This window comes from Agromyces solani, assembly GCF_058349925.1.
Map to the genome: position 1 here is coordinate 361,460 of NZ_JBYRER010000004.1, position 20,598 is coordinate 382,057.

Consider the following 20,598-nt stretch of genomic DNA (forward strand, 5'->3'; position numbering starts at 1 on the left):
GCGGCGCGGGAGATCAGGCTCGCATGGCTCGGGCGACAAGCGGCACGGCGAGCCCCCGTGGCAGCCGAGGAAGCAGCGCAGCTGTAACCGCGTTCGCCGTGCCTGGCACGATGACGCTCGGGGGTTCCGGCGTGTCGAGTGCGCGCAGAATGGTCGCGACGACATCGGCGGGAGCGGCGTGCATCCTGTCGGGGCCGGGGATGCGACCACCATGGGCGCTGAACTCGGTGCGCGTCGTGCCTGGCATGACAGTGATGGCGCGGACACCGGTTCCCCTGAGCTCGACATCGAGCGCGTAGGTAAAGCTGTAGACATACGTTTTGCTCGCGGAATAGACGGCCATGTGCGGAGTGGGGATCGCTGCGGCGACGCTCGAGATGTTGACGACGATGCCGCTGCCGTTCGTGACCATGTCGGCGGTGTAGCGGCGGGACAGTCCTGTGAGTGCGAGCACATTCAGGCGCAACAATTCGTCGAGACGCTCCGCTTCGGTTTCGATCACGTCGGCGTCGGTGCCGATTCCGGCGTTGTTGACGAGCACGTGAATGCGAAGGCCGTGAGTTCTCGTGTGAAGCCGCTCCGCCGCATCCGGTTCACTCAGGTCCATCAGGATGACCGTCACGTCGACCGACGCAGTTCTGCGGATGCGTTCGGCGACTTCGAGGAGGCGGTCCCCACGGCGGGCGACGAGGACCAGGTCCAGCCCGCGTTCGGCGAGCTGCACGGCGAGTTCGGCCCCGATCCCGGAGCTCGCTCCGGTCACGAGGGCACGCATGCCGCGTGCGAGTCCGGGTGCCTCGTGCACGCTGTCGAGCCCCTCGTTCATGAACGGTCCCTCTCTAAGTGGGAGCCGCCGGCACCTGCGGCCGCAACATTTCGGAGGGCGACCTCCACGGCTTCCGTCACAGGAAGGTGGTGGGGGACTACGAAGCCGCGCTCGTCGGCTGCGAGCGGTTCGAGCGCCTCGAGTTGCGAGGCGAGCATCGACGCGGGCATGAAATGACCGGTTCGCTTGGTGATGCGTTCGGTGAGCTCGGCCTCAGTGCCGTGCACGTGCACGAACGCGAGGTCTGTCTCGCTGGCCCGAATGAGGAACTCGCGATATCTCCGTTTGAGGGCAGAGCAGGAGACCACGATGGCGCGTCCCTCGGCATGCTCGTCGCGCGCCCGAGCTGCTACGCGGGCGAGCCAGGGCCACCGGTCGTCATCGGTGAGTGGGATCCCGGCGGCCATCTGAGCCTTCGCCTCTGGCGAGTGCAGGTCATCTGCCTCGATGAACACTCCGTCGATCCGGTCGGCGAGGGCTGCGGCGAGGGTCGACTTGCCGGCACCGGCAACCCCCATGACGACGATCGCTGCGGGCGGGACAGGCGCAACCGGGTCAGGACCGGTCGCCTCGATTCGTTCGGTCATCTCGGTCACCAGTCGTGGACCGTTCCGTCGAGGAGCCGGTTGTAGGGCAGGTAGGCCTGCTCGTACGGGTACTTGCCAGCCTCGTCGATGTTCAGCTCGACCCCGAGGCCGGGCTGGTCGCCGGGATGCAGGTATCCATCCGTCCAGGTGAAGGACTGCTCGAACACCTGATCGGTCTTCGCCCCGTGCTTCATGTACTCCTGGATGCCGAAGTTGTGGATCGACAGACCCAGGTGCATGGCTGCGGCCATACCGACCGGGCTGATGTCGGTCGGGCCGTGCATGCCGGATTTGACCTGATACATCGCCGCGTAGTCGAGCGTCTTCTTGAGCGGGGAGATTCCGCCCATGTGCGTGACCGCGCCGCGCACGTAGTCGATGAGCTGGTCGCGAATGATGTCCTTGAAGTCCCAGACGGTGTTGAAGATCTCGCCGATCGCGAGCGGTGTCGTGGTGTGCTGGCGCACGAGGCGCAGCGCTTCTTGGTTCTCGGCCGGGGTGCAGTCCTCGAGCCAGAACAGGTCATACGGTTCGAGGTCCTTGCCGAGTCGTGCAGCCTGGATGGGGGTCATCCGGTGGTGCCCGTCGTGCAGCAACGGCAGATCCGGTCCGAACTCATTGCGGACCGCCTCGAACACGCCGGGCAGGTGGTTGAGGTAGGCGCGGGTGTCCCAGTCCTCCTCAACGGGCTTGGCGCCGCGCCGCGCAGGCTCGTGGTCGTAGCGCACCGTCGCGTCGCCGACATCGGCGCCCTGCGCCGCGATGCCGTAGATCGCCTTCAGCGTTGGCACACCCGTCTGCACGCGGATCGCCTTGTACCCCTGCTCCTGGTGCGCCCGGATCGAGTCGAACAGCTCGGGCAGTTCCTTGCCCGACGCGTGTCCGTAGGCCATGAGCCCGTTGCGCGAGGCACCACCGAGGAGTTGGTAGACGGGCATCCCGGCGGCCTTGCCCTTGATGTCCCAGAGCGCCATGTCGACGGCGGCGATCGCGGCCATCGTGACCGGCCCACGGCGCCAGTAGGCGGAGCGGTACAGGAACTGCCAGGTGTCCTCGATGCGGCTCGCTTCGCGGCCGATGAGCAGCGGCACGACGTGCTCCTGCAGATAGGCGACGACGGCGAGTTCACGCCCGTTGAGCGTCGCGTCGCCGAGGCCGGTGTGCCCCTCATCGGTCGTCAGCTTGAGCGTGACGAAGTTCCGGTCGGGACTGGTCACGATGACTTCAGCCTTGTCGATGATCATGAGAGCCTTCCGTGGTTCTATGCGATGGGAATACGTGGGAGCGGAGCGTCATTCTCCGCGTGGCGACAACTCGGGCACGAGCACCTCGCGAATCGCAGTGGCGAACCTGGTGTAGCCGGCCTCATTGAGATGCAGGCGATCGGAGCCGAACAGTGTGCCGTCGATCTCTCCTTCTTCGGTCAGCATTGCCGAGGCGGTATCGATGAAGGTGACCTCCCCCGTGTCCGCTGCCCACTCCGCGAGACGGCGGTTCGTCTCTCGCATCTCTTCGCGGACGCCTTCGCGGGAAGGGGACTCGACGATGCCGACGTAGTAGATCGGGAGTTCCGGAAACCGGTCGTGCACGAGGCCGACGTATTCCTGAATCTTCGGCACCACCTCGTCGGAGGACTTGGCGAAGAACGGGCCTAATCCATCGAGATCGTTCGAACCCGCATATACGACAATTGCTCGCGGGTTGAACGGGGTGACGAGCTGGTCGATGTAGTGGATCTGATCGCCGATTCTCGTGCCGCCGATGCCGACGTTGACACTCACGAGCGGCGCGAGGTCTTCGGCCGAGGTCTCCCAGTTCTCGAAGAACGAGCTGCCGGTCAGGAGCACTGCGCCCTGCGACTCGGTGCCCTGATGCTCTTCAATGATCTGGGAAACCCGGCCCTCGTACTTCTCGGGCCGATCGGCACCGAAGTAGAACAGCGCCACGATGCTCGCGACGAGCCAGAGCACGATCAACGACCCGCCGATGATCGTGACTCGCTTCCAAATCGTGCGCCGGGAGCGGCGCGGGAGTTGGGCAACATGCCCGTCTGGTGCGGGAGACACCTTCGTCATGTGCAATTCCTTTCGATGGGTCACGCGCCTTCAGCGAACGCGGATGCAGGTCCCGACGGGTTCAGTGGAAGGGCGTGTCCGGCGAGAACCGGGCGAACGCAGAACCCACGAGCTCTGCGAACTCCGGATGGTCGGTGAACCCCGGGTCGAGCGCGGTGAGGAGGGCGTCTCGCGCGGCTGCCTCGAGCGGCCCGGACGCCGCGACTGCGGCGATGCCGCCGGGCAACGCTGCCGTGCCCAAACGGATGCCGAGGATCCATGCGGCGATGGCGGCTGCGCATCCGCCAGCGGTTCGGCCGGCGGCGAGTTCGCGGAGGGCGACCGGCACGATGCGCAAGCGAACCTTCGTGGTCGAGTCGAGGGCGATCTGCGTGAGACGGTGCTCGATGCGCGGGTTGCGGAATCGAGTGAGAAGCGCCGCTCGGTATGCGGTGAGGTCAAGGTCGGGCAACTGCGCGGCGTCGTCGTCCCACAGCGACTCGACGGCCGCTCGGCACACGGGGTCCTCGATCGCGGTGCTCACGACCGCGTGGCCGCGCGCCTGTCCGAGCGTTGCGAGCACGGTGTGCGCACCGTTCAGCATCCAGAGCTTGCGGTGCTCCCATGGTTCGAGGTGGTCGACGAACCGGGCGCCTGCGGCCTCCCATTCGGGCCGGCCGGCCGGGAACTCTCCAGACAGCACCCAGTCGGAGAACGGCTCGGTGACGACCGGCGCGGCGTCCAGGCATCCGGTCGCCCGGCCGATCGCGGCCGACTCGATTACTGCGTCGATCGCCGGCGTGATCCGGTCCACCGAGGTGGACACGACTGCCGCGTTCGCAGAGAGCCAGGCGGCCAGTTCGTCGGACACTCGCCCAGCGAGGTCGGCCAATGCGCGCCGGAGAAGTCCGCCGTTGTTCGGCAGATTGTCGCACGGCACGAGCGCGATCGGACCGGCGCCCGCGCGGCGGCGCGCGTCCAGCCCGAGCAGCACACGGCCGAGGGCAGACGATGGCTCGACGACGCGGGCCTGGGCGAGGGATGCCTCCCGTACGAGCGCAGACCGCAGCATGGCGACATCGGATGCGACGACCGGGTCGGCGAGGTCCACCGTTCCGTCGGCAGCGAGCCGATACCCGGCCTCGGTGATGGTGAGCGTGAGGATCGCGGTCTGCGGCGCCGCGACTGCCGTGACGAAGGCCGGCACATCGTCGCCGGCCTCGACGCGCACGATCGACGGCACGACTTCGAAACGATCGCCGTCGGCGCCGCGCTCGACGATGGTGTAGAGACCGTCCTGCGGCGCGAGACGGTCCACGAGATCGCGGCTGCGGCCCGTGAACGCAACGATCCCCCACTGGTCGGCGTCGCTCGCGTGCGCCGTGTACCAGGCCTGATGCGCGCGGTGGAACGCTCCCAAGCCGAGGTGCACGATCCGCTCGGATGGCGTCGGGACTGCGACCGACGCGCGGGTCAGCAAGGTCAGGTCGGTCACAGTTTGAACACCGCCCGCGGGATGTCGCCGACGAGGTCGTCCATGATCCGTTCAGCGGCAGGCATGCGTACTCGGCCCTCCGCCACGAGGCGGGCGAGGAACCCGGCGTCCACCCGGCGCGCCGTGTCGTGTCGTGCCGGGATCGACAGGAATGCGCGCGTGTCGTCGATGAAGCCGCTGCTGCGGTAGAAGCCGGCCGTCTCGGTCACGGCCGCGCGGTGGCGGGCGATCGCGTCGGGTGCGTCGAGGAACCACCACGGGGCGCCCAGGTAGACGCTCGGGTAGAACCCGGCGAGCGGCGCGAGTTCGCGCGAGTAGGTCGTCTCGTCGATCGCGAACAGCACGAGGTGGAGGTCGCGCTCGAGCCCGTACCGTTCGAGCAGGGGCCGGATGCCGCGGGTGAACTCGGTGGCGACGGGGATGTCGTGCCCGGTGTCGGCGCCGAACCGTGCGTGCGTCGTCGTCGAGTGGTTGCGGAGGACGCCCGGGTGGATGGCCATGACGAGCCCGTCGTCGGCGCTCATGCGCGCCATCTGCACGAGCATGTGGCCTCGGAATGCGCGACGTTCAGCGGCATCGGCGGTGCCCGCGAGCACGGCCCGAAACAGGCGCTCCCCCTCGGCTGCGTCGAGGTCGACGGTGAACAGCTCTTCGACGCCATGGTCGGTCGAGACCGCGCCGTGCCGGATGAAGTACGCGCGCCGCTCCTCGAGCGCGCCCAGGTAGCCGGCGAAGTCGGCCGGCCGCGCCGTCGCGCCGAGCAGCCGCTCGACGTCTCGACCGAACGCAGGTGCGTCGGGATCGAGGTACCGATCGGGCCGGAAGGTCGGCACGACACGGCCGGCAAGGCCGGATGAGGCGAGCGCGGCGTGCTCCGCGAGATCGTCGAGCGGGTCGTCCGTCGTCGCGAGGAGTTCGATGCCGAACCGCTCGAACAGCGCGCGGGGCCGGAACTCGGGGCGCGCGAGCGCCGCGAGGATCTCGTCGAAGATCGCGTCGGCCGTTTCGGGGCCGAGCGGCGTGGTGATGCCGAAGACCCCGTCGAGCTCCTCCTCGATCCAGTATCCCGACGCGGTGCCCGCGAACCGGTGCCAGTGCGCGGCGAGCGTGCGCCACACGGCTCGCGCATCGCGCCCGGCCTCGCCGACGACCAGGTCGGCCAGGTCGACGCCGCCGGCGTGCAGCAGCCGGGTCACGTAGTGGTCGCCGGTGACCAGCAGCGCGACCGGGTCGGCGTACGGTTCGTCGTTCACGAGCAGGGACGGTGGCACGTGCCCGTGCGGGGAGATGATCGGGGCATCCGCGACTCGCGCGTACAGGTCGAGCGCGATCGCGCGCACAGTGGGATCGACCGGTAGCAGCCGTGCCGGGTCACGGTGGAACGTGTCTGGGGTCGACATCACTTGGCGATGAGGTTCAGTCGGGCGTTCAGGGCAGCGACGGCCTCGCTGGGAACGCCGCCTGCCTGCTTGATGAGCTTCTCGACGCTCATGCGGTCGATGATCGCCTGCATCGACGGCGGGATCTCGACGCCCTGGCCGACCTCTCCCCGGCTGGTCGCCACGGCCTCCATCACCGAGGCGATGACTTGTGCTCCGTCTTCGGACTGCTTGATGTCGCCGAGGGAATCGCGCACCGAGAAGAATCCGGCAGGGCTCGGCAGGTCGGTCTCGTCGAACCAGTTGGCGATGCCGGTGGTGGGCATCACGCTCGCTGCGGGCGCCTCGTCGACCTTGCGCAGCGTGATGGTGTCGGCGAGATCGCCCGATCGCGCGGTGATCTCGTGCTCGCCGGTCAGCGGCACGCTGAATCGGAACGCCCGGCGGCCTTCGGCTGTGCCGACCGGGACGCCGTCGACCAGCAGGGTGACCTGACTCCGGTTGGTGTAGACGACGACCTCGGTGACCTCCTCCGCCCGCTCCGCGCGGCGGCGCCCGGCGACGTGCACGAAGGGCTCGCTCGACCAGGCCGCCTTGTAGAGGAAGAACGCGTCCTTCTTCAGCGTCCGGTCGAAGGTCACGAGTCCCTTCTGGTTGCGCCCTGCGGTGCCGCCCTCGTCGCGGCCGGCGGAGCCGAAGTCCGCGAGGTTCCACACGTGCGTCGCCCACAGCCAGGGGCGCCGCTCGATCATCGCCAGCATGTGCTCGTGATAGAGCGCCTGGTATCCCTCGGTGTAGTCGCCCTTCTCGGGGGAGGCGGATTGGAACTGCGGGTTCGCGTCCGCCCCGTACTCGGCGAGGCCGACCGCGGTCCCGGGGTGGGCCTCGTGGAAATCGTCGAGCCAGGTGTCGTTGTCGGCGACCTCTCCGACGTACCAGCCGAAGTAGAGGTTGTACGACATGACGTCGGGGAGCCCGACCAGCGGGTGGTCCGTCTCGAGGAGGAACAGGTTCGCCATCGCGGTCAGACGAGTGACGTCGAGCTCGTGGGCGAGGTCGTTCAGCTCGCGGTGCGCGGCGATCACGTCCTCGCCGGAGCCTGCCAGCGTGATCTCGTTCGACAGGCCCCAGCAGACGATGCTCGCGTGATGGCGGTTCTGCACGATGAGCTCGGTGAGCTGATCGCGGGCGTTCTCGACCGCACCGGGCAGGAAGACGGTGATCTGCGGGATCTCCGCCCACACCACGATGCCCGTCTCGTCGCAGAGGTCGTAGAAGAGCTGATCGTGCTGGTAGTGCGCGAGCCGCACCGTCGTGACGCCCAGTTCGCGCAGCAGTGCGAGGTCCTGGTGCTGCATCTCCTCGGTGATCGCATTGCCGACGCCCTCGCGGTCTTGATGGCGCGAGACGCCTCGGAGCGGGTACTCCTCGCCGTTCAGGAGGAAGCCGCGCTCTGGGTCGACCGTGAACTCGCGGCATCCGAACCGCAGGTCGACCACGTCGAGCACCGTGTCACCGGCCAGCAGTTCGGCTCGCGCGGTGTAGAGGTGCGGGTCGCGCAGGCCGTGCCAGCGCCGAACCTGCTCGATCCGGATCGTGGCGTCCGCCTCGCCACCATCCAGAGGCACTGTCGTCGCGGACTCGCCCTGGACGCTGAAGCGCACGGACGTGGCGGTGCGCTCGGTCCCCGACGTGGTAACGGCGACGTGCAGCGCAACCTCGGCGCGGTCGCCGTGGAGCGCGGGCACGATGGTCAGGCCGGGGCCGCCGTGTGCGGCGAGGTCGAAGTGCTCACGACCGACCGTGATCTGGCGCACCCCGCGGTAGATGCCTCCGTAGAACGTGAAGTCGGCGCGCTGCGGATACACGTGCTCGTTCGCGACGTTGTCGACGACGACGAGCAACGTGCGCTCGCCGCTCGCGAGACCGTCGGTCAGGTCCACGCGGAAGGTCGAGTATCCGCCGTCATGACGCGCGAGCAACTGGCCGCCCAAGTACACCTCGGCCGACGAGTTCACGCCGGCGAACTCGATCCAGGTCTCGACGTCGCCCTGCTCCGGCTCGATGTACTTCGCGTACGTCGATCGTCCGCGCCGGTACTCCCCGCCCGCCTGACCGTCGATCGCGTTCCACGTGTGCGGCAGCACGACCGCCTCCCCTGCTGCAGCGACGTCCTCCCAGCTCGAGGACCCGGGCAGCTCGACGGGTGCGAACGCCCAGCCGTCGTGGATCGTCACGACTCGTCGGGGTTGGCGGGCAGCGGGTGTCATGCATGTCTCCTTCGACCTGGTGCACCGGCGCGAGCCGGTCCGGCCCAACCAAACTACGAAGCCGACGCGGCGAAGTGATAGAACTGGTCACGCACGATCAGTACTGATTCGGCACAACCTCGTGTACTCGACGAACAGAGGCTCAGATGGCGACGACACCCGTACCGCTCGATGCCGCGCTCGAACCGATCGCCACCGCGGTGGCCGAGGTGCTGAGTTGTCCGGTCCAACTCACGACCGACATTCCCTCAGCCCTGGACGCCTTCGAAGCCGCGCACTGCCTCGATCCCCGGCTCCAGCCTGCGTTCTCGGCAGCCGTGCTGCGCGGGTTCGTGCGCGAGATGGAGCCGCAGATCGTTCACGAGTTCCTCGAACCGCTCGGCATGGCGATCACCCTCGTGCGCTGGGACGATCACCTGCTCGTCGTCGGTCCCTACACCCACGAGCCGATGCACCCCGGGATGGCCGAGGAGACGATGAGCCGGCTCGGCATCCCGAGCGCCCACCTGCCGCTGTACAAGCTGTATCGCACGAGATACCCGCTCGTCGATGCGGAGTACGTCTACCGCGGTGCCGCGGCGCTGCTGCGTGCTGCCGGGAGCGAGGATCTGCTCGGCAGCCTCCGCGAGGTCGAGGCCGACGGCGGAACGATCGCGCCGGGGTCCGGCGATGCCCCGCAGTCCGCGACCGTCACGGTGATCGAGGAGCGGTACCGGCTGGAGCGGGACTTCATGGATGCCGTCGCCGACGGCTCCGCCGAGCGTGCGCTTGCCGCATTGCATCGCATGGGGCGGATGCCGCAGACGATCAGTTACCTGAACACACCGTTCCTCGGGACGACCATCCTGAGGATCATGGCGCGCGTGGCAGCGCAGCGCGGTGGGCTGCCGCCTGTGACGATCGATGCGATCTCTCAGGAGTACGCGCAGCGTCTGCATCGGATCGGGCATTCCTCTGACATGCGCCGGTCGGTTTCGTTCACGTCTCAGATGGTCACCGACTTCTGTCGGCACGTTCGCCGCCACCGTCAGCGAAGCTTTCCGCCGCTCGTCCGGCAAGTCGCCGATGAGATTGACCTGCACCTCAGCAGCCAGGTCTCGACCACGGATCTCGCGGATCGCCTCGGGGTCTCCGTGTCGACGCTCGCGCGCCGGTTCAAAGCCGCGACCGGCATGACCGTGGCGGCCTATACGGCGAGGCAGCGCGCCGAACGTGCGGCCCGCCTGCTCGCGACCACCACGCAGAACGTTCGTGACATTGCATTGTTCGTCGGGTACGACGACGCGAACTATTTCGTGAAGGTCTTCCGCGAGGTGTACGGGATGACCCCGACCGCCTACCGCGACGCCCACACGGGCTGACGCACGCCAGGGCCGCGGATCCGGTCGGATCCACGGCCCCGAGCGTCAGGACGTCAGGCGAGAACGCCCTCCGTGTCATGTTCGGCCGCTTGCAGGGCGGCCTTGCGCGCGCCCACGCGCTTCTGCACCTCGATCATCTCGGTTCGGTCGAGCTTGTAGCCTCGCATCGCGATGAGCGTGCAGACCCAGCCGAGGATCGGCAGGCCGAAGAAGAGCAGCAGGCTCATGAGCAGGATCGGCGTCGTCGGACTGTCGGTCGGCTGCGGCATCACCGTGGTGAAGCCGATCAGGGCGACGGCGCCGAGCGCGAGCGTCGCGCCGAGCGAGGAGATGATCTGATCGACGATGTTGTAGGTCGCAGTGACCGTGGCCGGCAGAAACTTGCCTGAGCGTTCGAGCTCGTAGTCGATGACGTCCGCGCGCATCGCGCCCGAAGCGACGGTGACGACCATCGACGCGCCGTTCAGCAGCAGGTAGACGAGGAAGAACCCGATCGTGAGGGCGAGGTTGCCCAGGATGGAGCCCATGTCGACGACCAGGCAGAACACGGTCAGCACCGCGGCGAGGATCACGCAGATCCAGGTCCAGGTGACAGTCGCGGCCTTCGATCCGTGCTTGCCGGTGTGGCGGGCGCCCCAGATGGCGAACACGATGCCGGGGAGGATCGCGATGAGCCCGAGTACTGAGCCGAGCTGCATGTTGCCGAGCAGGATGCCCCACATGAGGGTGCCGATCACGGCCTGCGACTTCACCACCTGGGCGAGCTTGTCGGAGGCGCCGCTGATGAGGTAGCGCTGGAACGGCCCGTTCTTCGTGAGCAGATTCCACATGTCGCGCATCGAGACGTCCGCCTTCGCGCGGTCGACTTCGAGGTGCGCGAAGTTCTCGGGCTTGTCGATGCGCGATACGCCGACACAGGCGAGGATCTGGAACACGAGCGAGCAGGCCACGTACGTGAGCGCGGTCTCGCTCAGCATCTCCACTGTGAACTCGTTGCCGTGGCGGGGCAGGAAGACGACGGTCGAGAGGATCGAGAATATCGCCGGCACGAAGTAGGCGTACACCGTCGACCACACTTGCACCGTGGGCCGCTGCCTGGGGTCGTTCGTGAGCACTGGCCCGGTCATCTGGCCGGCGATGTCGTTCATGGACGAACCGATGATGTACACCACGTACATCGCGATGAAGAACACCGCGCCCAGACCGGTGTCGGACGCCCAGACGAAGAGCATCAGGATCGCGAGCGATCGGATCGCCCATCCGCTGAGCATGAAGAAGCGGAGCTTGCCGAAGCGGAAGTTCACCTTCTCGATGATCAGCGCGAGCAGGGGGTCGATCAGCCCGTCGAACACCCTGGTGAACGTGAGGATGAGACCTGCGGCCGCGACGGCGATGCCGTAGCCGGCGTTCTGCAGGTAGCTCATGAGGCCGACGAGGACGTAGAAGATCATCGCCGAGCCGTTGTTCATCTGGGAGAGGGCGATCTCCCAGGTCTTGGCGCGGCGGTAGGTCACGCCGTCCGCCTCGCTGGCCGTCTGCTTCGGGTTACGCGCCATTGCGTTCTCGCTCCTTCGGGTATTCCGCTCGCGCGACGAACGGGTTGTTCCGTCGGTCGCTTCACTGAGCCGAGAGCAACACTAAGAATGCGGCGCGTGCCGGTGATAGAACCGTGTCGACGGATCTAGTACGAATTCGGCACCCGCTTTCGAATCCGTCAGGCCTCGAGGAGGTCGCCCATCTGCTTGGCGATGAGGGTCGTCGCGAACTGCGGGTTCAGTCGGGAGAGCCGGTCCATCGCCGCGGCATCTGAGCCGATCGTCGCACGGAACCGTCCCTTCTCGATGGCGGCGACGATGACGCGTCCTGCTTCGACCGGGCTCGTCGTCTTGTACGTCGCCGTCTCGGCGGACGTGTCACCCGCAAGGCTGACGCCCGAGTTCGCTGCGATGTCCGTGCCGATCGCTCCTGGGAACACCACGGTCACCTGCACGTTCGTCCCGAGGAGTTCGGCGTAGAGCGCCTCCGTCAGGAGCTTCACCGCCGCCTTCGACGCTCCGTAGACGGCTTGACCGGGCACCGGCGCGTACGACCCCATGCTCGCCACGTTGAGGATCGCCGCCTCGGGACGCGAGAGGAGTATGGGAAGGAACGTCTTGCACATGTTCATGACCCCGCCGAAGTTGACGTTCATCACCTTGTCGATCTCGGAGAACGGCAGGTCGACGACCTTCACGAACTGCTGGATGACGCCCGCGATGTTGACGACGCCGTCGACCGCGCCGTGCGCGTTCTCCGTGGCATCAGGCAGCGCCGCGACGGCTTCACGGTCGGTGATGTTCACGACATGCCCGGAGAATCGATCGCCGGCCGAAGCGAGCCGACCGGTCTCGGCGAGTCCGTCGGCATTGAGGTCGACGCCGGCGACGGATGCTCCGCCACGGAGGAGCCTGAGGGTGGTCTCGCGTCCGATGCCGTTGCCGGCGCCGGTGACGACGAAGACCTTGTTGGTGATGTCCATATGAGATTCCTGCCTGGTCGAAGGGTGGATGCCGGGCGAGCCGGATCGGCGGTGGGGGCTGTGACGCCGGATCCGGTGATGCGGTCGCGGCTCATGAACTGCTCGAGGGAGGTTCGGCGACGAACTCGTCGATCAGGACGGGAGCAGTCGTCGGAGTACGTCGGCGCTCACTTCCGCGCTGCGCAGCGGCGACCCGTCGATCCAGTTCTTGTGGGTCTCGAGGATCACCGCTTCCATCTGCAGCGCGATGGCTCGCTCGATGATGGTGTCGACGGCCAAGTTGCCGGTGCCGAGTTCGACGCTGTCCGCTTTGACGATGGGCGTCATCGTCGGGCCGGTCACGCGCGAGCCGCGGTCGGTGAGGTGGAGGAGACGAACCCGTTCGCCGACTATGTCGAGCAGGCGCAGCGGATCCGCTCCCGCGGTGGCCGCCCAGTAGCAGTCGAGCTCGAATCCGACCGCTTCGGCATCCGTCTGCTCGAGCAGTGCCGCGAAGGCGGTGCCGCCTGAGGGCAGCCGCCGGAACTCCGCGGTGTGGTTGTGGTAGAGCAGGCGGAGGCCGTCGTTTGCGAAGGCGTGGCCGGCGATGGTGAGCCGTTGCGCCAGCCGGGCGACCGCCTCCTCGTCGCCGTAGTCGAAGCGGTGCATTCCGGTGATCACGACGTTCCGCGTGCCGAACTCGGCGCACCGCGCCGCGACCTCCGCCCGTGCGGACTCGATCGTCCCGAGGTCTTCGTGGAGGGCGACCACCGAGAGGCCCGCTTCGGCGACGAGGCGCGGCCAGTCGAGCCGCCCGCCGCCGCCGACCGGCATTCCGGCGACTCGCGTCAGGCCCCGGACGATCAGTGGGGTCGGCCGGGTCATGAATCCGTTGAGTTCGATGCCCTCGAATCCGGCCGCGACCAGGCGCGCGAGGGTCTCGCGCGCCTGTTCTTCTGTGGACGCGATCCGGCCGATCTGGATCTGCTGGATCGCCCGCAGCGGCCGCCGAGTGGATGACGGCACGCGTCAGACCGTCTCACCGGCGTCGGCGAGGAGCGTGCTGCCGGTCATGATCATCGAGAGGTCGCTCGCGGCGAAGAGGACGACGCGCGCGATGTCGTCGGGGGTGCCCATGCGGCCGATCATGCTCGTCTTCATCACGTCGAGGGTCGGCATCTCGATGCCGGCCGCGGCCGCGGCCTCGGCGCCGGCCTTCGCCGCGGCGATGTTGCCCTCGGTGGGTACGAAGCTCGGCGCTACGCCGAGCACGCGAATGCCCAGCGGGGCGAGGTCGACCGCGAGCGACTTGGTCATGCCGAGCGCGGCGTGCTTCGATCCGACGTACGCGGCCATGCCGGGGAACGCCACCTGCACGCCCGCGGTCGAGATGATATTGACGATGACGCCGCCCGATCGGTCGGCCGACATGCGGCGTGCAGCCTCGCGCGAACCCAGGAACACGCCGCGCGCGTTGACGGCGAAGGTCGCGTCCCACATCTCGTCGGGCATCACGGTCGCCGGCGCGTTCGGGAAGATCCCGGCGTTGTTCACCCAGATGTCGATGCCGCCGAGTTCGGCGACGGCCACGTCGGCGGCCGCCGCGACCGAAGCCGTGTCTGCGACGTCGGCGTGTGTGGCGGCCACGCGAACGCCGTACCGGTCGGCGAGTTCCCCTGCGGCGAGCTGCGCCGCATCCTCGTTGAGGTCGATCAGCAGGAGGTCGGCCCCAGCCTCGGCCAGTCGCGCCGCGATGGCTTTGCCGAGGCCCTGCGCTGCGCCGGTCACGACGGCCCGGCGGCCGGCGAGCGAGAGCAGCTCGGTGAGCGAACGGGCCGAGACGTCGGCGAACGGGAAGGTCATGCTGCAGCCTCCGCCGACTCCAGCCCATTGCGCTTCGCGACCTCGCCGAGCCAGGCCAGGCTCGGTTTCGGTGTGCGCGCGAAGGTGTCGCGGTCGACCGAGATGAGGCCGAAGGTCGGCTCCCAGTGGCCCCACTCGAAGTTGTCCAGGAGTGACCAGTGCAGGTAGCCGCGGACGTCGATGCCGTCGGCGATGGTGCCCGCGAGGCCCCGCAGCGCCTCCTCCGTGTAGCGGATGCGCTGCGCGTCGTCGGCGGTGGCGATGCCGTTCTCGGTGACGACGATGGGCGTGTGCTCACTGACCTCCCACGCGTGGCGGACGGCCATCGCGAGGGAGTCGGGACGGAAGGACGTGCCGACGAGGGTGTTGTCGGGGTGCGGCGGGTGCGGCACGAGGCCGTTCGCGTCGACCTGCTGGCTCGAGTACGCCTGCACGCCGACGAAGTCGTCACCGCGGCTGCCCTCCCAGTACACGTCCTCCTTGCCGTACCGGATCTGCAGCAGCTTCTCCTCGCCGCCGGGCGCTGCCGTGAGGGCGCCTGCCGCGATCGTCCAGCCGACCTTCGCGCCGGTGCGCTCGCGCACGATCGCGCGGGCGGCGTGGTGGATCCGCGTGAACATGCGCCCGATCTCGGGGTCGGCGTAGGTCAGGAACTCACTGTGCGTCTGCTTCTTCTCCGCATCGCCCTCGGCCTCGACCGTGGGGCTCGTCCACTCCCCGCCGGACGCTGAGAGGTGCCGCATCGCGGTCATGATCGCCGCCTGCATGTTGGGCTCGTTCATGGTCGCGACCCATTCGACGCCGTCGAGGATGGTGCACGCCTGCTCGACGTACGCGCAGAACAGCGCTTCGGCGTCGGGGCTGTCCCAGCCGCCGAGCGCGGCGAACCACTGCGGCGTCGTGAAGTGCTGCAGGGTGACGACGGGTGCGACGCCGTGGTCGAGGCAGTAATCGATCATGCGGCGGTAGTGGGCGAGTTCAGCCTTCGAGAAGTGACCGCGCACCGGCTCGATCCGCGACCACTCGAGGCTGAAGCGGTAGGACGTGAGGCCCGCGTCAGCGAGCAGCCGGATGTCCTCGCGGTAGCGGTGGTAGCTGTCCACCGCGTCACCGGAGAGCTCCATGCCCGGCATCATCTGCTCGCGCGCCCACCAGTCGCTGTTCACGTTGTTGCCCTCGATCTGGTGGCCCGCTGTAGCGGCGCCCCAGAGGAAGCCCTCGGGGAAGGTCGTCATGGGTTGGTTCCTCTCGTTCGTGGAGTGGTCGATATCGAAAAATGGATGCGGTGTGGAGGCTGCCGCGGGGGTCATGCCGTCGCGGTCGACGCGCGGGCGGGGAGCGTGGCGGTCGTCTCGAACCGGCCCGCCCCGATCCGGTACTCGGTGCCGTCGGGCAGCACGACGCGGGCGGTGGTTCCCGACGGGACCACGGCGGTCAGCGTCATCCGCTCGCCCTCGATGCGCCAGTCGACGTCGATCGTGCCTTGCGGCCCCTCGTGGCTGCCGCGCGCCCAGGTGACGCCGCCGCCCGGAACGGGTTCGATCAAGACGCGCTGCCAGCCGACAGAACCGGCGTCCTGCCGCAGCCCGAGCGTGTGCGTGTGCAGGAACCGCATCGCGGCACCCTTGCTGTAGTGATTGAGCGACTCGTGGGCGTCGCCGTGTTCGTCGATGCCCTCCCAGTCCTCCCAGACTGTGGTCGCGCCGCGGTCGAGCATGTACCGCCACGACGGGGCGGTGCGCTGCTGGAGGAGTTCGTACGCGACGTCCGCGCGGCCGTGGTCGGCGAGCACCTGCAGCAGGTCGCCCGTCGCGAGGAATCCGGTGCCGACATGGGTGCCGGCGTCGCGGATCAGTTCCACGAGCCGGTCGACCGCGCGGTCGCGGAGATCTTCGGGAATCAGTCCGAACGCGAGGGCCCGCGCGTAGGCGGCCTGAGTGTCGGTCGCCGTCGTGCCATCGGCGCGCAGGTAGGCCTGTCGCCAGGCATCGGCGATGCGGTCGGCGGTCGCCGCGTAGCGGGTGGCATCCTCGACGCGGCCGAGAATGCGCGAGACGGCGGCGAGGGTCGCGGTCGAGCGGTGCAGGTATGCGGTGCCGACCTCGCCCTTGTCGGCCATGAACCAGGCCATCGGGTCGTGCTTGATCGGATCGATCCGGTTCCCCTCGGCGTCGCGTTGCCTGGGCTCGGTCCACTCGCCCCAGTGGAACGTGCCGTCCCAGAGATACTGCTCGAACGGCTCGGGCTCGGCTGAGGCCTGCACGCGGGCGAAGTGCCGGGCGGAGCGCGCCTGTCCGAGCGCCCACTCGACCCAGCGCCTCATCGCGTCGACGTTCTCGGCGAGCACCTGCTCGTCACCATACGAGAGGTAGAGCTCCCACGGCACCGCGACGATCGCGTCGCCCCAGCCCGCCGAACCGGTCATCATGGCGAACTGGTCGTCGAGCTGCTGCTTGATACGGCGCCCGTCGGGCGAGAAGTTCGCGATCCGGCCGTCGTCGAGCTGATCATCACGCACCGAGCGCAGCCACTTGCGGCTGAAGCCGTGCACGTCGTACAGGCGCGTGGCCATCGGCACGAACACTTGGTAGTCACCGGTCCAGGCGAGCCGCTCACGGGTCGGGCAGTCGGTCGGTACGTCGACGGCGTTGCCTCGGAAGCTCCAGTCGACGATCTCGTGCAGCCGGTTCAGTTCGTCGTCGCTGCACGCAAAGGCTCCGGTGCGCGCGAGATCTGTCTGCACGATGCACATCTCCAGGGATGCGGCGGCGAGTGCGCCGCCATCGGAGCGGGTGATCCGTGCGTACCGGAACCCGTGCACCGTGTGGCGGGGCTCGAAGACGCCGCCCTGCTCCCCCGCGACGATCTCGTCGCGCTGCACGAATGCCTTGCGCCCGCCGTCGGGCCGTTCGGAATCGAGGTGCGAGGTGTCCAGGTCGCCGTCGCGGCCCAGTGCCTCGCCGTACTCGAGCACGGTGCGAGTGCCCGGCGCACCCAGGTCGGTCAGCCGGATCCAGCCGGACGCATTCTGCCCGAAGTCCACGAGCCAGACCCCGTGGGCGATCGCTCGCAGCGACTCGGGTGCGCGCCGCTCGACGACCCGCACCGGCGGCGCCGGCGACCAGTCGATCGGCGGCGCCTCGACGACGTCGACCAGCACGGGCACCACGGGGCCGGTCACCGTGGACAGGTCGAGCGTCTGGCCGTCCATGAGGTCGGCACGGGTGATCGCCGACCGCCGGCTCGTCCAGGAGCCGTCGCCCGCCACGACCTGCAGCGATCCGTCGGGGAACTCGACGTGCAACTCGACGCGGGCACCCAATGTGGTGCCCCAGGCGGCCGGAAGCCGGAACGCGCCGACCTGCCCGCGGTACCAGCCGTCGGAGAGCTCGAGCTCGACCGTGTTCGCCCCATCGCGGATCAGCCGGGTGACGTCCGCCGCCTGCGCATAGACGGTGCGGTCGTACGAGGTCGACCCCGGCGCGAGCTCGATCGTGCCGACGCGCTCGCCGTTCACGGTCGCCGTGTACACGCCGAGCGCGGTCGTGTAGAGGCGAGCCGACGAAATGGTGCCGGCGATCGTGAAGCGACCCGCGAGCACATGCGCCGCACGCCGTCCGTAGCCGGCATCGCCGTCGGTGCCCACGGCGGGTTCGACGGGAGAGATCCAAGGTGCGGACCAGTCCGCGTCGAGGAGTCCCGACTCGAACTCCGCCCACCCCGACCACGCGGCATCCGGCGCCTCGGCGCGGACCCGCCACGTCACCCGCTGTGCGCTGCCGAGCGCCGTGAACGGCCACGCCGTCAAGCGACGACCGGCGACCTCTGCGACGATCGGTTGCGCTCCGTCGATCACCGCTTCCACCCGGTAGACCGCGTGAAGATCGCGGTCGACCGCGTCCTTCCAGGAGAGTCGGGGGGCGGAGCCGGTGACGGCGAATTCGTCACCGCCGTAGTCGACGACGAGGTCATACGGGGCACTGGGCATGCGGGTTCGCTTCCGTTCGAATGCCGGTTTCGGACTGTCGAATGGGTCGAGCTCGGTCAACGAACCGACTTGACCTTGAACATGATGACGAGGCCGCCGATGAGCGCGAAGGCGGCGCCGAGCAGGTACAGCAGCGTGTAGTTCTTCTCGCCGCCGGTCGCGCCGATCGTGATCACGACGCCGGCCAGCAGCGGCGCAATGGCGCTCGGGATCTTCTGGGCGAATTGGATGACCGCCATGTAGCGGCCGGCCTGGTCGCGTTCGGGGATGGTCGCGTACACGATGGCCTGGTCGACGGTCGCGAACACCGCGATCGTCAGCTGCATGAGCACGGCGCCGACGACGATCTGCGCGAGCGACCAGGCGGTGGCCTCGACGAGCGCGCCGACGACGAAGAGCACTGCGGCGATCATCACGAAGAGGCGGCGGCGCTGGAGCTTGTCCGAGAGGAATCCTCCTGCGAGCGCGCCGCCCGCAGCAGCGAGCACCCCGACCATGCCGACTGTCGCGACCACGCCGGCCACCTCCCGCACAGGCATGTCGAGCCGCTGTGCGTAGAAGAACGTGCCGAACGTGGTGTTGAAGTAGAGCCCCATGAAGAAGACGAAGCGGCCCAGCCAGTTCCAGGCGAAGTCGGGGTACTTGCGGATGTTGAACCCGTAGCTCGCGAACACCGACTTCACGGTGACCTGCGTCGACGGCGCGAGGTCCTTCGAGCTGCCCTCGGGCTTGATGAGCGGGAACAGGACGAGCAGCACCGCGCCGATCGCACCCGGCAGCAGGAAGACCAGGAAGGTGTTCGACGACACCGCGTAGGCGACGCCGATGCCGAGCACCGGAGCGACCTGGGTCATGAGGCCGGTGAGCGCCGACACCTTGCCGCGCTGCCCCTCGGGCAGTTTGTCGGCCTGGATGTTCTGCAGTGCGGCGCCGGCGATCGACCATCCGACCATGCCGAGCACCCAGCCGGCGCCGACGATCAGCAGGTTGGGAGCAAGACCGATGACGACGAGACCTGCCAGTCCGATCGTCACTCCGAGGTAGATGAACGGGCTTCGACGTCCGAACCGCGACCGGGTGTGGTCGCTCCAGATGCCGACCAGCGGACTGAGCACGAGGTAAACGGCCTGCGCGATCCCGGTGATGAATCCGAGCACTTCTTCGTGACCGGGTGCGAGCTCGGTGATGCGCACGGCGATGCCGTACGAGAGCGGCACCATCATGGCCATGGATGCACCGAAGCTCGCGAGCATCAGCCAGAGGATGTAACCCCGGCTCATCGGTTGCTGCGGCTCCGCCACAGGAATCTCGACCGCGGGCGCGGTCTCTCCGTCGGACACGGCGAGGCCGGCGGCGAGGTCCGCGTCCGGCTCGTTCTTCGTCACCATTGACTCCTTCATCGGCGATGATCCGACCACGCGATCGTACGCAGGTCGTGCTGGGAAGTACGCAAAAGTAACCGCAGTGGTTACTAGCGCCAACAGTAACCACCTCGGTTACTATTGGCAAATCGGGCTCGGGTACGGGGCCTGCCAGACTCGAGTAATGCGCGTACAAGGAGAAGGCATGCCAAGATCCACCCCGCTGGAGACAGCGCAGTTGCAGGAGCCCGGCTTGCGCGAGACAAGCCCTGTGCCGGCTCCCGCCGACCGAATCGCAGCCGCTCCACCCGCGAAACCGCCGCGAGCCCGTCGCGGCCCCTACGCGAGCACGCCCGCGCGCCGCGCCCAGATCGTGCGCGCCGCCCTGGCCAGCTTCGCCGAGCATGGCTACGAACGCGCATCCCTCCGCGACATCGCCGCGCGCGCTGAGCTGACGCACGCCGCACTCCTGCGCCACTTCGGCAGCAAGGACGAACTCCTGCTTGCGGCACTCGCGCAGCGCGACGACGACGACGAAGAGATGGCGCGCCGCATCATGCAGTCACGCGTGCCGGCCGAGCAGGTGCTCTCGAATGTGCTCGCCGACGAGTTCGCCCACCCTGAGCACCAACGCAACTGGCTCGCGATCACCGTCGCGGCGACCAACCCCGACCACCCCGCGCACGACTTCTTCATCGCACGCCGCGAACGCATGCGCCAACACTTCTCGAGCGGCCGACTCGCCACGGCGCACGACGGCGAAGAGGTCACCGCCGACGACAAGGTCACCATGCTGCTCGCCATGATCGACGGCCTGCGAATCCAGGCCCTACTCGACCCGAGCCGCCAGACGCTGCCGCTTCTCGAGACATTCATGCGCATGATCATGACCGACGACGCGGCACGCAACTAACCAT

The 20,598-nt window shown here is 68.2% G+C and carries 16 protein-coding genes; 2 read left to right on the forward strand and 14 right to left on the reverse strand.

The features are described from left to right. Positions 1-13: 13 nt before the first annotated feature. The 7 genes from AC3RJ7_RS18395 to AC3RJ7_RS18425 all read right to left on the reverse strand — a co-directional run bounded on the left by AC3RJ7_RS18395 (position 14) and on the right by AC3RJ7_RS18425 (position 8,611). Positions 14-826 carry an SDR family NAD(P)-dependent oxidoreductase gene (locus tag AC3RJ7_RS18395; RefSeq protein ID WP_491457295.1) on the reverse strand — a complete coding sequence of 271 codons (813 nt, stop codon included), beginning with the start codon at positions 824-826 and terminating at the stop codon, positions 14-16. Then, positions 823-1,413 carry a gluconokinase gene (locus tag AC3RJ7_RS18400; protein WP_491457336.1) on the reverse strand — a complete coding sequence of 197 codons (591 nt, stop codon included), beginning with the start codon at positions 1,411-1,413 and terminating at the stop codon, positions 823-825. Before AC3RJ7_RS18400 ends, AC3RJ7_RS18395 begins: the two co-directional genes overlap by 4 nt. 5 nt (positions 1,414-1,418) lie before the next feature. Continuing rightward, on the reverse strand, positions 1,419-2,657 hold the full coding sequence (gene manD, locus AC3RJ7_RS18405; protein WP_491457296.1) for a D-mannonate dehydratase ManD: 1,239 nt from the start codon (positions 2,655-2,657) through the stop codon (positions 1,419-1,421). Between the two features lie 48 nt (positions 2,658-2,705). Beyond that, positions 2,706-3,488 carry a GDSL-type esterase/lipase family protein gene (locus AC3RJ7_RS18410; protein ID WP_491457297.1) on the reverse strand — a complete coding sequence of 261 codons (783 nt, stop codon included), beginning with the start codon at positions 3,486-3,488 and terminating at the stop codon, positions 2,706-2,708. Between the two features lie 61 nt (positions 3,489-3,549). Then, complete coding sequence (locus AC3RJ7_RS18415) at positions 3,550-4,962, reverse strand: mannitol dehydrogenase family protein (RefSeq protein WP_491457298.1); 1,413 nt, start codon at positions 4,960-4,962, stop codon at positions 3,550-3,552. Next, positions 4,959-6,362 carry a glucuronate isomerase gene (uxaC, locus tag AC3RJ7_RS18420; protein ID WP_491457299.1) on the reverse strand — a complete coding sequence of 468 codons (1,404 nt, stop codon included), beginning with the start codon at positions 6,360-6,362 and terminating at the stop codon, positions 4,959-4,961. Before uxaC ends, AC3RJ7_RS18415 begins: the two co-directional genes overlap by 4 nt. Beyond that, complete coding sequence (locus AC3RJ7_RS18425) at positions 6,362-8,611, reverse strand: glycoside hydrolase family 2 protein (RefSeq protein ID WP_491457300.1); 2,250 nt, start codon at positions 8,609-8,611, stop codon at positions 6,362-6,364. Before AC3RJ7_RS18425 ends, uxaC begins: the two co-directional genes overlap by 1 nt. A gap of 146 nt (positions 8,612-8,757) precedes the next feature. On the opposite strand from AC3RJ7_RS18425, the gene AC3RJ7_RS18430 reads away from it, so the two are divergent. Beyond that, on the forward strand, positions 8,758-9,972 hold the full coding sequence (locus AC3RJ7_RS18430; RefSeq protein WP_491457301.1) for a helix-turn-helix transcriptional regulator: 1,215 nt from the start codon (positions 8,758-8,760) through the stop codon (positions 9,970-9,972). Between the two features lie 53 nt (positions 9,973-10,025). Here the strand turns inward: AC3RJ7_RS18430 and AC3RJ7_RS18435 are convergent, their stop codons facing one another. From AC3RJ7_RS18435 to AC3RJ7_RS18465, 7 genes are all read right to left on the reverse strand, one after another. Then, on the reverse strand, positions 10,026-11,528 hold the full coding sequence (locus AC3RJ7_RS18435; protein ID WP_491457302.1) for an MFS transporter: 1,503 nt from the start codon (positions 11,526-11,528) through the stop codon (positions 10,026-10,028). 158 nt (positions 11,529-11,686) lie between these two features. Then, complete coding sequence (locus tag AC3RJ7_RS18440) at positions 11,687-12,490, reverse strand: SDR family NAD(P)-dependent oxidoreductase (RefSeq protein ID WP_491457303.1); 804 nt, start codon at positions 12,488-12,490, stop codon at positions 11,687-11,689. Positions 12,491-12,622: 132 nt separating this feature from the next. Next, entirely contained in the window at positions 12,623-13,495 is an 873-nt protein-coding gene (locus tag AC3RJ7_RS18445; protein WP_491457304.1) for a sugar phosphate isomerase/epimerase family protein, read from the reverse strand. 3 nt (positions 13,496-13,498) lie between these two features. Continuing rightward, on the reverse strand, positions 13,499-14,332 hold the full coding sequence (locus AC3RJ7_RS18450; protein WP_491457305.1) for an SDR family NAD(P)-dependent oxidoreductase: 834 nt from the start codon (positions 14,330-14,332) through the stop codon (positions 13,499-13,501). Next, positions 14,329-15,567 (reverse strand): glycoside hydrolase family 1 protein, encoded by a 1,239-nt coding sequence (locus tag AC3RJ7_RS18455; RefSeq protein WP_491457306.1) that lies wholly within the window; start codon positions 15,565-15,567, stop codon positions 14,329-14,331. The genes AC3RJ7_RS18450 and AC3RJ7_RS18455 overlap by 4 nt, the downstream gene beginning before the upstream one ends. 71 nt (positions 15,568-15,638) lie before the next feature. After that, positions 15,639-18,320, reverse strand: coding sequence for a family 78 glycoside hydrolase catalytic domain (locus AC3RJ7_RS18460; RefSeq protein ID WP_491457307.1), 2,682 nt, complete (start codon positions 18,318-18,320; stop codon positions 15,639-15,641). Positions 18,321-18,376: 56 nt separating this feature from the next. Continuing rightward, on the reverse strand, positions 18,377-19,708 hold the full coding sequence (locus AC3RJ7_RS18465; RefSeq protein WP_491457337.1) for an MFS transporter: 1,332 nt from the start codon (positions 19,706-19,708) through the stop codon (positions 18,377-18,379). Between the two features lie 76 nt (positions 19,709-19,784). Between AC3RJ7_RS18465 and AC3RJ7_RS18470 the strand changes: the two genes are divergently transcribed. Next, the gene (locus AC3RJ7_RS18470; RefSeq protein WP_491457308.1) at positions 19,785-20,594 is read left to right on the forward strand and encodes a TetR/AcrR family transcriptional regulator; all 810 of its coding nucleotides are present in this window, start codon (positions 19,785-19,787) and stop codon (positions 20,592-20,594) included. Positions 20,595-20,598 lie beyond the last annotated feature (4 nt).

What these genes read in the sequence shown, in the direction of transcription:
- AC3RJ7_RS18395 (WP_491457295.1), bottom strand. Translation starts at nt 826, where the DNA reads ATGAACGAGGGGCTCGACAGCGTGCACGAGGCACCCGGACTCGCACGC.
- AC3RJ7_RS18400 (WP_491457336.1), bottom strand. Translation starts at nt 1,413, where the DNA reads ATGACCGAACGAATCGAGGCGACCGGTCCTGACCCGGTTGCGCCTGTC.
- manD (WP_491457296.1), bottom strand. Translation starts at nt 2,657, where the DNA reads ATGATCATCGACAAGGCTGAAGTCATCGTGACCAGTCCCGACCGGAAC.
- AC3RJ7_RS18410 (WP_491457297.1), bottom strand. Translation starts at nt 3,488, where the DNA reads ATGACGAAGGTGTCTCCCGCACCAGACGGGCATGTTGCCCAACTCCCG.
- uxaC (WP_491457299.1), bottom strand. Translation starts at nt 6,362, where the DNA reads ATGTCGACCCCAGACACGTTCCACCGTGACCCGGCACGGCTGCTACCG.
- AC3RJ7_RS18425 (WP_491457300.1), bottom strand. Translation starts at nt 8,611, where the DNA reads ATGACACCCGCTGCCCGCCAACCCCGACGAGTCGTGACGATCCACGAC.
- AC3RJ7_RS18430 (WP_491457301.1), top strand. Translation starts at nt 8,758, where the DNA reads ATGGCGACGACACCCGTACCGCTCGATGCCGCGCTCGAACCGATCGCC.
- AC3RJ7_RS18435 (WP_491457302.1), bottom strand. Translation starts at nt 11,528, where the DNA reads ATGGCGCGTAACCCGAAGCAGACGGCCAGCGAGGCGGACGGCGTGACC.
- AC3RJ7_RS18440 (WP_491457303.1), bottom strand. Translation starts at nt 12,490, where the DNA reads ATGGACATCACCAACAAGGTCTTCGTCGTCACCGGCGCCGGCAACGGC.
- AC3RJ7_RS18450 (WP_491457305.1), bottom strand. Translation starts at nt 14,332, where the DNA reads ATGACCTTCCCGTTCGCCGACGTCTCGGCCCGTTCGCTCACCGAGCTG.
- AC3RJ7_RS18455 (WP_491457306.1), bottom strand. Translation starts at nt 15,567, where the DNA reads ATGACGACCTTCCCCGAGGGCTTCCTCTGGGGCGCCGCTACAGCGGGC.
- AC3RJ7_RS18460 (WP_491457307.1), bottom strand. Translation starts at nt 18,320, where the DNA reads ATGCCCAGTGCCCCGTATGACCTCGTCGTCGACTACGGCGGTGACGAA.
- AC3RJ7_RS18465 (WP_491457337.1), bottom strand. Translation starts at nt 19,708, where the DNA reads ATGGTGACGAAGAACGAGCCGGACGCGGACCTCGCCGCCGGCCTCGCC.